The sequence below is a fragment of the Rhizobium sp. PEPV16 genome, from assembly GCF_008919455.1.
Taxonomy (GTDB): Bacteria; Pseudomonadota; Alphaproteobacteria; order Rhizobiales; family Rhizobiaceae; genus Rhizobium; species Rhizobium leguminosarum_Q.
The window spans coordinates 26,992-37,637 of sequence record NZ_VSZV01000342.1 but is presented as its reverse complement, the minus strand read 5'-3'; the positions used below and the strand labels follow the sequence as shown (position 1 = coordinate 37,637).

Annotated in this window: 8 protein-coding genes and 2 pseudogenes; 9 read left to right on the top strand and 1 reads right to left on the bottom strand. The window is 63.6% G+C overall.

The annotated features are described in order from the left end of the window. Both FY112_RS38065 and FY112_RS26840 read left to right on the top strand, forming a co-directional pair. Nucleotides 1-440: pseudogene (locus tag FY112_RS38065) on the top strand (pyruvate/2-oxoglutarate dehydrogenase complex dihydrolipoamide dehydrogenase); the annotation flags it as partial. Between the two features lie 37 nt (nt 441-477). Beyond that, nucleotides 478-1,047 carry a DedA family protein gene (locus tag FY112_RS26840; protein ID WP_151519682.1) on the top strand — a complete coding sequence of 190 codons (570 nt, stop codon included), beginning with the start codon at nt 478-480 and terminating at the stop codon, nt 1,045-1,047. A 15-nt stretch (nt 1,048-1,062) separates the two neighbouring features. On the opposite strand, the gene FY112_RS26835 is transcribed toward FY112_RS26840, so the two are convergent. After that, nucleotides 1,063-2,106 (bottom strand): NAD(P)-dependent alcohol dehydrogenase, encoded by a 1,044-nt coding sequence (locus FY112_RS26835; RefSeq protein WP_017958000.1) that lies wholly within the window; start codon nt 2,104-2,106, stop codon nt 1,063-1,065. 493 nt (nt 2,107-2,599) lie between these two features. Here FY112_RS26835 and FY112_RS26825 point away from each other — a divergent pair, with 493 nt between their 5' ends. The 7 genes and pseudogenes from FY112_RS26825 to FY112_RS38060 all read left to right on the top strand — a co-directional run. Continuing rightward, nucleotides 2,600-2,689 (top strand): K(+)-transporting ATPase subunit F, encoded by a 90-nt coding sequence (locus FY112_RS26825; protein WP_003547774.1) that lies wholly within the window; start codon nt 2,600-2,602, stop codon nt 2,687-2,689. 69 nt (nt 2,690-2,758) lie between these two features. Then, entirely contained in the window at nt 2,759-4,462 is a 1,704-nt protein-coding gene (gene kdpA / locus FY112_RS26820) for a potassium-transporting ATPase subunit KdpA (RefSeq protein ID WP_094088672.1), read from the top strand. 9 nt (nt 4,463-4,471) lie between these two features. Next, entirely contained in the window at nt 4,472-4,627 is a 156-nt protein-coding gene (locus tag FY112_RS36935) for a hypothetical protein (protein ID WP_017957997.1), read from the top strand. A gap of 44 nt (nt 4,628-4,671) precedes the next feature. Continuing rightward, nucleotides 4,672-6,732 (top strand): potassium-transporting ATPase subunit KdpB, encoded by a 2,061-nt coding sequence (gene kdpB, locus FY112_RS26815; protein ID WP_151519680.1) that lies wholly within the window; start codon nt 4,672-4,674, stop codon nt 6,730-6,732. Between the two features lie 75 nt (nt 6,733-6,807). Next, a complete protein-coding gene (kdpC, locus tag FY112_RS26810; RefSeq protein WP_151519679.1) occupies nt 6,808-7,377 on the top strand; it encodes a potassium-transporting ATPase subunit KdpC in 570 nt (189 codons plus the stop codon). Nucleotides 7,378-7,675: 298 nt separating this feature from the next. Next, a complete protein-coding gene (locus tag FY112_RS26805; protein ID WP_094088376.1) occupies nt 7,676-10,384 on the top strand; it encodes a sensor histidine kinase KdpD in 2,709 nt (902 codons plus the stop codon). Next, nucleotides 10,381-10,646: pseudogene (locus FY112_RS38060) on the top strand (response regulator); the annotation flags it as partial. The gene FY112_RS26805 and the pseudogene FY112_RS38060, both read left to right, overlap by 4 nt.

Genomic DNA, 10,646 nt, shown 5'->3' with positions numbered 1-10,646 from the left:
TCACCCACACCTCCTACAATGATTTCGAGATCGCCGCCGCCAATCTGCTCGACGGCGACGACCGCAAGGTCTCGAGCCGCATCATGGCCTATGCGCTCTATATCGACCCGCCGCTCGGCCGTGTCGGCATGACGGAGAAGCAGGCGCGCGCCTCGGGACGCAAGATCATGATCTCGACCCGGCCGATGAGCCGCGTCGGCCGCGCCAACGAGCGCGGCGAGACGAAGGGCTTCATGAAGGTGATCGCCGACGCCGAGACTAAAAAAATCCTCGGTGCGGCGATCCTTGGCATCGAAGGCGACGAGGTGATCCACGGCATCATAGACGCGATGAATGCGGGAACGACCTATCCCGCATTGCAATGGTCGGTGCCGATCCATCCGACGGTGTCAGAGCTGATCCCGACACTGCTTGGGGATTTGAAGCCGGTTCAGCTATGAATTGATGCTTCGAAAGCGATAGCTGGAGGCGGGCTGAGTGTCTATCGAACTGCTGATCGAGCACTACGGCCTGTTGGCGATATTTCTGGGTGCGGCCTTCGAAGGCGAAACAGCGGCCTTCCTAGGCGGCGTGATTTCCCACCGCGGGCTGCTGACCTATTGGTCGGCGTCGCTTGCGGCTACGGCAGGATCCTTCGCCGGCGATCAGTTCTGGTTCTTCGCCGGCCGTTATGCCGCTGGATGGGGTCTCGTCCGCCGGCTGATGGAAAGGCCGGCGCTGGCGCGCGCCACCCGGCTTCTGGAAAGATATCCCACAGGCTTCATCCTTGCGTTTCGTTTCCTGGTGGGATTGCGGACGATCAGCCCGATGGTCATCGGGACGACGCGAATAGCGACCGGTAAATTCGTCATCCTGAATGCCGTGGCCGCGTTGGTATGGGGGCAGTTGTTCACGGCGCTCGGCTATCTCTTCGGGCACGGCATCCAACAGACATTGGGCCACCTTCCCCTTCATCGTCATCTGCTGATTGCAATCGGAGCCGCGGCTGTCGTCGCAGCCGCGGCTCTTGCCTTTCGCAAGATGAAACTGAGCGCCAAGCACTCATAGAAGCGCTGTAGCGCCCTACTCCATCACGATCTGCAGCTTCACGTCGCTCGGTCGGGCCTCGACAGCGCGATCAAAAGCCGTGATCGAATCCTCGAACTTAAAGGTCTCGGAAATCAGCGGCTTCAGATCCACGCGTCCCGAGCCGAGCAGCGCGATCGACCGCTCATACTGGTGCGCGTAGCGGAACACCGTCTCGATGCGGATTTCCTTGGTGGACGCCGTCGAGACGTCGAAGCCGATCGGGTTGACCGGCAGGCCGACGACGACGATGACGCCGCCGGGGCGCGGCAGCGCCATGATCGTCTCCCAGGCCTTCGGCGAGCCGGAGCATTCGAAGACGACATCGGCGCCCCAGCCGTCGGTCAGCCTGCTGACCTCTTCGGCCAGGTTCTTCTCGCGGATATTGACCGGAATGACGCCCTGGTACTGCGCGGCGATATCGAGCTTCGGCTGGGCGAGATCGGCGACGATGGCGCGGGCGCAGCCGCCGGCAAGCGCCGCGATCGCCACCATCGTGCCGATCGGCCCGGCGCCGAGGACGACGGCAGTATCACCCGGCGTAATCTTCGCCTTGGTGGCGGCCTGCATGCCGACGGCGAAGGGCTCGACCATGGCGCCTTCGGCGAAGCTGACATTGTCGGGCAGCTTGAAGGTGTAGTTGGCGGGATGCACGACCTCCGCCGTCAGCACGCCGTGGATCGGCGGGGTCGCCCAGAAGGTCACGGCCGGGTCGATATTGTACATGCCGAGCCGGCTTGCTTTGGAGTTCGGATCGGGAATGCCGGGCTCCATGCAGACGCGGTCGCCGACTTTCAGATGCGTGACGCCGGCGCCGACCTCGACCACCGTTCCCGCCGCCTCATGGCCGAGCACCATCGGCGCGTTGACGACGAAGGGGCCAATCTTGCCGTGCGTGTAATAATGCACGTCCGAACCGCAGACGCCGACCGTGTGGATCCTGATCTTCACCTCGCCGGGGCCGGTTTCGAGCGGCAGATCGATATCGCGGAGCGCAAGCTCATGCTGGCGCTCGAGGACAAGCGCGCGGACTTTGGTCATCGTCGGTTTCCTTCCCTAGTGGCTTGCCCATGACTCCATCGGGCAGCGTTGAAGCCGACTATAGAGCCCGAAGCCTTCCCAATTCAACCAGATTGCGAAGGCTTTTGCTCAACAAATGATAAAATGCTCACGCGGATTTGCCGGAGGATCCAGCACCGGCAGCCGCCGGTCCAAAAACTGCACCAGCCTGGTCCGACGGCGAGCAGCCCCGCAAGGGCATTTATAAGATTTTTATATAGATGGCCTGTCGTCCGTCTCGAACCTTTATGCCCTTCGGCTCCATATTGAGGGCCGAGAGATTGAAAAGATCATCTCCACGCCAGAAAGCATGAAAGGCGGCCTCCCAGCGCCCTTTGTCTTGTCTGACTCCAAGAAGAACAACAGGAGTCACGATCATGATGGATATCATTCTACTCGGCACCGCGATCATATTCTTCGCGCTGTGCTTTGCCTACACCCGAGCCTGCGACAGGCTTTGACAGGAGAAGCGACGATGACCCTCGATTATGTCTTGAGCGGTGCCGTAACCGTGTTTCTCACCGTTTACCTCACCTACGCTCTCCTTCGCCCAGAACGCTTTTGAAGAGAACTGGCGCTTCTGAGGTCGCCCATGCGCGACCGAGAAGCAGCCGGGAATTGAAAGTTACCCCAAATGACCCTCAACGGATGGCTTCAGATCCTGCTTTACTGCGGGATCGTCCTCGTGCTCGTCAAACCGCTCGGCGGTTACATGACGCGTGTCTACAATGGCGAGCGCACATTCCTCTCTCCGGTCCTCGTTCCGATCGAACGGGGGCTTTACCGTATTGCCGGCACCAGCGAGCGCGAGGAGCAGCATTGGACTTCCTATGCCTTCGCGATGCTGATGTTCAACCTGCTCGGCGTCCTCGTCCTCTACGCGCTCCTGCGCCTGCAGGACATCCTGCCCTATAATCCGGCTGGTATGGCCGCCGTCCCGCCGGAGCTTTCGTTCAATACCGCCATCAGCTTTCCGACAAACACCAACTGGCAGAATTACGGCGGCGAAAGCACGATGTCGTACCTGACCCAGATGGCCGGCTTCACGGTGCAGAACTTCCTGTCGGCCGCGACCGGCATGGCGATCGCGGTCGCCTTCATCCGTGCCTTCGCACGGGCGTCGGGCAAGGCGATCGGCAATTTCTGGGTCGATATGATCCGCGGCACATTCTACATCCTGCTGCCGATCTGTATCGTGCTGACCATCGTCTACGTCTATCTCGGCGTGCCGCAGACGCTTGGACCTTATGTCAATGCGACCACGCTCGAAGGCGCGCAGCAGACGATTGCCATCGGGCCTGTCGCCTCGCAGCTTGCGATCAAGATGCTCGGCACCAATGGCGGCGGCTTCTTCAACGCCAATTCGGCCCATCCGTTCGAAAATCCCGACGCGATCTCCAACCTCATCCAGATGGTCTCGATCTTCGCGATCGGCGCGGCTTTCACCAACGTCTTCGGCCGCATGGTCGGCAACCAACGCCAGGGCTGGGCGATCCTTGCCACGATGGGCGTGCTGTTCATCGCCGGTGTCAGTATCACCTATTGGGCCGAAGCTGCCGGCAACCCGCTGATGCATGCCTTCGGCCTTGGTGGCGGCAATATGGAAGGCAAGGAAGTCCGCTTCGGCGTCGCCCTGTCTTCGCTCTTTGCCGTCATCACTACGGCCGCCTCCTGCGGCGCGGTCAATGCCATGCATGGCAGCTTTACCGCGCTTGGCGGCCTCATCCCGCTGATCAACATGCAGCTCGGCGAAATCATCGTCGGCGGTGTCGGCGCGGGCTTCTACGGCATCCTGCTGTTCATCATCGTCGCCGTCTTCGTGGCCGGCCTGATGGTCGGCCGCACGCCGGAATATCTCGGCAAGAAGATCGAGGCGAAGGAAATGAAGATGGCCGTTCTCGCCATCCTCTGCCTGCCGCTCGCCATGCTGGTCTTCACCGCGATCGCCACGGTGATGCCTTCCGCCGTCGCCTCGATCGGCACCGCCGGCCCGCACGGCTTCTCCGAAATCCTCTATGCCTATACCTCGGCGGCAGCCAACAACGGCTCGGCGTTCGGCGGCCTGACCGGCAACACGCCCTGGTACAACGTGACACTCGGGATCGGCATGCTCGCCGGGCGCTTCCTGGTCATCATTCCGGCGCTTGCCATCGCCGGCTCCCTGATCGCCAAGAAGACGGTTCCGGCCTCGGCAGGCACCTTCCCGACCGACGGTCCGCTCTTCGTCGGCCTGCTTGTCGGCACAATCCTGATCGTCGGCGGTCTGACCTTCTTCCCGGCCTTGGCGCTTGGCCCTGTCGTCGAGCACCTGGTCATGATCGCCGGCCAGACCTTCTGAGGTGATGCCATGATCCTCCGTCACAGGCTTCGCAACGCCTTCCACCCTCGTCCCGGTGCGCCGGGACGAGGGAATGGCCCGACGACCCGCGCCTCCGACATCATCTTGGTGATGATGGCAGGCCTCCTCGTCATCGCCGCCATCTTCAAAATCCTACAGGGCTGACCGGCTTCCGGTTCGCCATCCTCGTTTCAAAGCTGGAGTCTCTTATGAGCCAGGCAAAATCCGCGAGCGTCATGGATTCTCGCATCCTCATTCCGGCCGTGGGGGCCGCTTTCAAGAAGCTCAACCCCCGCGCGCTTGCCAGAAACCCGGTCATGTTCGTCGTGGCCACCGTCTCGGTGCTGACCACCGTGCTCTTCCTGCGCGATCTGGTGGCGGGCAACGGCAATCTCGGCTTCTCGTTCCAGATCAATCTCTGGCTCTGGTTCACCGTGCTGTTTGCCAATTTCGCCGAAGCCGTCGCCGAAGGCCGCGGCAAGGCGCAGGCGGATTCGCTGCGCAAGGCGCGCACCGAAACCCAGGCCAAACTGCTCACCGCCAATAATGGCAGCGGCTATCGCATGGTGCCGGGCACCAGCCTCAAGGTTGGCGACATCGTGCTTGTCGAGGCCAGCGATATCATCCCGTCGGACGGCGAAGTCATCGAAGGTGTGGCCTCCGTCAACGAAGCGGCGATAACAGGCGAATCCGCCCCTGTTATCCGCGAATCCGGCGGCGATCGCTCGGCGGTGACCGGCGGCACGCAGGTGCTGTCCGACTGGATCCGCGTCCGCATCACCGCCGCTGCCGGCTCGACCTTCATCGACCGGATGATCGCGCTCGTCGAAGGTGCGGAGCGCCAGAAGACGCCGAACGAGATCGCCCTTAACATCCTGCTCGCCGGCATGACGCTGATCTTCGTGCTTGCGACGGCGACGATCCCGAGCTTTGCCATCTATGCCGGCGGCTCGATCCCGATCATCGTGCTCGTCGCCCTCTTCGTCACGCTGATCCCGACGACGATCGGCGCGCTGCTCTCGGCAATCGGCATCGCCGGCATGGACCGCCTCGTCCGTTTCAACGTGCTCGCCATGTCCGGCCGCGCGGTCGAAGCCGCCGGCGACGTCGACACGCTGCTGCTCGACAAGACCGGCACGATCACGCTCGGCAATCGCCAGGCGACGGCCTTCCGCCCGGTTCGCGGCGTGTCCGAACAGGATCTCGCCGATGCCGCCCAACTCGCCTCGCTTGCCGACGAGACGCCGGAAGGCCGCTCCATCGTCGTGCTCGCCAAGGAGAAATATGCGATCCGCGGCCGCGACATGGCAAGCCTCAAGGCAAGCTTCGTGCCCTTCACCGCCCAGACCCGCATGAGCGGCGTCGATCTCGAAGGCGCCTCGATCCGCAAGGGTGCGGTCGATGCCGTGCTGGCTCATGTCAACGGCGACGCATCCTCGAAGAACGGCAGCGAAGTCGTGCGTGAACTGCAGTCGATCGCCGACGAGGTCGCCAAATCGGGCGGCACGCCGCTGGCGGTTGCCCGCGATGGCAGGCTGCTCGGCGTCATCCAGCTGAAGGACATCGTCAAGGGCGGTATCCGCGAGCGCTTCACCGAGCTGCGCCGCATGGGCATCCGCACCGTGATGATCACAGGCGACAACCCGCTGACGGCAGCCGCCATCGCCGCCGAGGCCGGGGTCGACGACTTCCTCGCCCAGGCAACGCCGGAGATGAAGCTGGCGCTGATGCGCGAGGAACAGGCGAAGGGCAAGCTCGTCGCCATGTGCGGCGACGGCACCAATGATGCGCCGGCGCTTGCCCAGGCCGATGTCGGCGTCGCCATGAACACCGGCACGGTCGCCGCCCGCGAGGCCGGCAACATGGTCGATCTCGATAGCGATCCGACGAAGCTCATCGAGATCGTCGAGATCGGCAAGCAGCTCCTGATGACGCGCGGCGCGCTGACGACCTTCTCGATCGCCAACGACATCGCCAAGTACTTCGCCATCATCCCCGCGATGTTCCTGACCTTCTACCCGCAGCTCGGCGTCCTGAACGTCATGGGGCTTTCGACGCCGCAAAGCGCCATCCTCTCGGCGATTATCTTCAACGCGCTGATCATCATCGCGCTGATCCCGCTATCGCTGAAGGGTGTGCGCTACCGTCCGATCGGCGCCGGCGCGCTCTTGTCGCGCAACCTGCTGATCTATGGTGCCGGCGGCATCATCGTCCCCTTCATTGGCATCAAGGCGATCGACATGGCTGTCGCAGCCCTCGGCCTTGCCTAAGGCCTGGAGCCATCCCGGTTCCGAGAGGATCGGAACCGGAGCTCTTCGCAAAAGAACACTCCAAGGAGTAAGACAATGTTGAAAGAACTTCGTCCGGCAATCGTCATGATCATCGCCACCACCGTCATCACCGGCCTTATCTATCCGCTCGCCATGACGGGTGCTGCCCAGGCCCTCTTCCCGACCCAGGCGAACGGCAGCCTGATCGAGAAGAACGGCCAGGTGATCGGCTCGACGCTGATCGGCCAGGCCTTCACCAGCGACAAATATTTCCACGGGCGCCCCTCGGCCGCCGGCGACGGCTACAATGCGGCTGCCTCCAGCGGTTCGAATCTCGGCCCGACCAGCCAGAAGCTGATCGACCGCGTCAAGGGTGACTACGAGGCAGCCAAGGCGGCGAACCCGACGGCCGAGGTCCCCGCCGACCTCGTCACCGCTTCGGGCAGCGGCCTCGATCCCCATATCTCGCCGGAAGCGGCCTATTTCCAGGTACCGCGCGTCGCCAAGGCACGCAGCATGGATGAAGCCAAGGTCAAGGCCCTGGTCGACGGCGCCATTCAAGACCGCGAGATCGGCATTCTCGGCGAACCTACGGTCAATGTTCTGGCGTTGAATCAGAGCCTTGATGCTTCTATGACTGAGTGAGTTTGCCAGGCTGGGGGCGAGTTTGGCGAAAAGGCCAACCCCGCTCTCCGTCATCCTCGGGCTTGACCCGAGGATCCATGCCCGTGGCTGCTGACGGATGCGGCTTGATGCTCGGGTCAAGCCCGAGCATGACGGAGGGTCGGGCTGACGGAAGGAGCCACTCACGGAGCAGACGACCGTGTCAGGAATGCCATGCGTCAGCTAAACCAAACAATGCCGACCACTCGGCCGAACTGACTTGATGAGGGACCGGGAACTAGCGCCCGCCTCGGCAGCCATCTGCAGAAAGACCATACGCATGCCAGACGACAATCGCGACCAGGCCGGCAGGCCATCGCCCGATGCGCTTCTCGAAAAAGCCCGGGCTGAGACGCGCGGCCGTCTGAAGATCTTTCTCGGAGCGGCCCCCGGCGTCGGCAAGACCTACGAGATGCTCGTCTCCGGTCGTGCCAAGATCGCCGACGGTCTCGATGTCGTCATCGGCGTCGTCGAGACCCATGGCCGCAAGGAGACCGAAGCACTCGTCGCCGGCTTCGAAATCATCCGTCGCGTCGAAATCAGCTACAAGGGCCGGCCGCTCGAGGAAATGGACCTCGACGGCATCCTCGCCCGCCGGCCGGATCTCGTGCTGGTCGACGAACTCGCCCATACCAATGCCGAGGGCAGCCGCCATCCGAAGCGCTACCTCGACGTCAAGGAATTGCTCGATCGCGGCATCAACGTCTATACGACGCTGAACATCCAGCACGTCGAGAGCCTGAACGACGTCGTCTCGCAGATCACCCGCATCCGCGTGCGCGAGACAGTGCCGGACTCGATCATCGACCTTGCCGACGACGTCGAGATCATCGACCTGACGCCGGATGATCTGATCAAGCGCCTGCATGACGGCAAGGTCTACATGCCGCGCACTGCCGAGCAGGCCCTGACCAATTATTTCACGCCAGGCAATCTGACGGCGCTCAGAGAACTTGCGCTGCGCAAGACCGCCCAGCGCGTCGACGACCAGTTGCTCACCCATATGCAGGCCCATGCCATATCAGGCCCCTGGGCGGCGGGCGAACGCGTTCTCGTCTCGGTCGACCACCATCCGCGCTCCGCTTCGCTGGTGCGTTATGCCGCCCGCATGGCCTCGCGGCTGCGCGCGCCCTGGGCTGCCGTCTATATCGAGACCAACCGCTCGATCAATCTCACCGAAGCCGAGCGCGATACGGTCGCCGCCACACTGCGCCTTGCCGAGCAGCTCGGCGGCGAGGCGATCACCCTTCCCGGCCGCGAAGTAGCCGAAGAGCTCGTCCGCCACGCCACCGCCAACAACGTTACCCACATCGTCATCGGCGCCCCGAAGAAACCGACTTGGCGCGACTGGTGGAGCCGCTCGATCACCGACGAGCTGATCCGCAAGACCGGCGAGATCAGCGTCCATGTCATTTCAGGCAACGAGAAGGACGGCACCACCGCGCGTGGCGTCAGGGCTGCGGCCGTTGCGCCTGAGCTGGATTTCGGGGCCTACCTACTGGCAACCGGTTATGTCGCCATCGCGCTCGGCGTCAGCGTCGTGCTCGACCAAGTGCTCGACGTGCGCAACCTCGCCCTCGTCTTCCTGATGGCGGTGCTGACCTCCGCCGTCCTCCACGGCCTGCGGCCGGCCCTTTACAGCTGCATCCTCAGCGCACTGTCCTTCAACTTCTTCTTCCTGCCGCCACGCTACACGCTGACGATCAGCGATCCGGAAAGCGTGCTCGCCCTCTTCTTCTTCCTGGGTGTCGCCATCATCGCCAGTAACCTGACCGCGACCGTGCAGCGCCAGGCGGCCGCCGCCCGCCAGCGGGCGCGCACGACTGAAGACCTCTATCTCTTCTCGAAAAAGCTCGCCGGCACGGGCACGCTCGACGACGTGCTCTGGGCGACGGCCTTCCAGCTCGCCTCGATGCTGAAGGTCCGCGTCGTGCTGCTGCTGCCGGAAGAGGGTAGCATTGCCGTCAAGGCCGGTTATCCCCCTGACGACACGCTGGACGACGCCGATATCGCCGCCGCCCGCTGGGCCTGGGAGCACAATCATGCCGCCGGCCGCGGCGCCGATACCCTGCCCGGCGCCAAACGCCTCTATGTGCCGCTCCGAACCGGGCGCACCGCTGTCGGTGTCATCGGCCTCGACAGCGACCGCCGCGACGGACCGCTGCTGACGCCGGAGCAACAGCGGTTGCTGGATGCGCTGGCCGACCAGGCGGCCCTTGCCATCGAACGCATCCAGCTCGTCGCCGATGTCGACCGGGCAAGACTTGCGGCCGAAGCGGACCGGTTGCGCTCGGCCCTGCTGACATCGATTTCGCACGACCTGAAGACGCCACTTGCCGCCATCCTCGGCGCCGCCGGCACACTGCGCGATTATTTCGCCTCGATGCCGGAGGAGGATCGCAGCGACCTGCTGTCGACCGTCGTCGACGAATCCGAACGCCTCAACCGCTTCATCGCCAACCTGCTCGACATGACCAAGATCGAATCCGGCGCGATGGAGCCGAACTCCGCGCTGCATTATGCCGGCGATATCGTCGGCAGCGCGCTGCGCCGTGCCGCAAAGATCCTCGACGGCCACAAGGCCGAGATGAGCATCCCCGCCGACCTGCCGATGGTGCGCGTCGATCCTGTCCTGTTCGAGCAGGTGATCTTCAACCTGCTCGACAATGCCGCGAAATACGCGCCCGAGGGATCGGTAATCCATATCGGCGGCTGGGCCGATGCCGACAACGTCGTCGTGCAGATTTCGGACGAAGGCCCGGGCATCCCACCGGCCGATCTCACCCGCGTCTTCGACACCTTCTACCGCGTACGCAAGGGCGATCAGGTGCGCGCCGGCACCGGGCTTGGCCTTTCCATCTGCCGCGGCTTCATCGAGGCGATGGGCGGCACGATCACCGCCGGCAACCGGACGGGCCGTCCGGGCGCCGTCTTCACCATCCGCCTGCCGAAACCCACCGACATTCCGAAACTGGATGAACTCAGATGACCGGTCCAGCCGTCAAAATCCTCGTCGTCGACGACGAGCCTCCGATCCGCAAGCTGCTTCGCGTCGGCCTGACTGCGCAGGGCTACGAGGTGCAGGAGGCGCCGAGCGCCAGCGCCGCCCGTCAGTCGGTCGCCGACGACATGCCCGACCTCATCGTGCTCGACCTCGGTCTGCCCGACAAATCAGGCTACGACCTGCTGCAGGAGTGGCGCGACGAAGGGCTTTCCATGCCCGTCGTCATTCTCTCCAGCCGCACCGACGA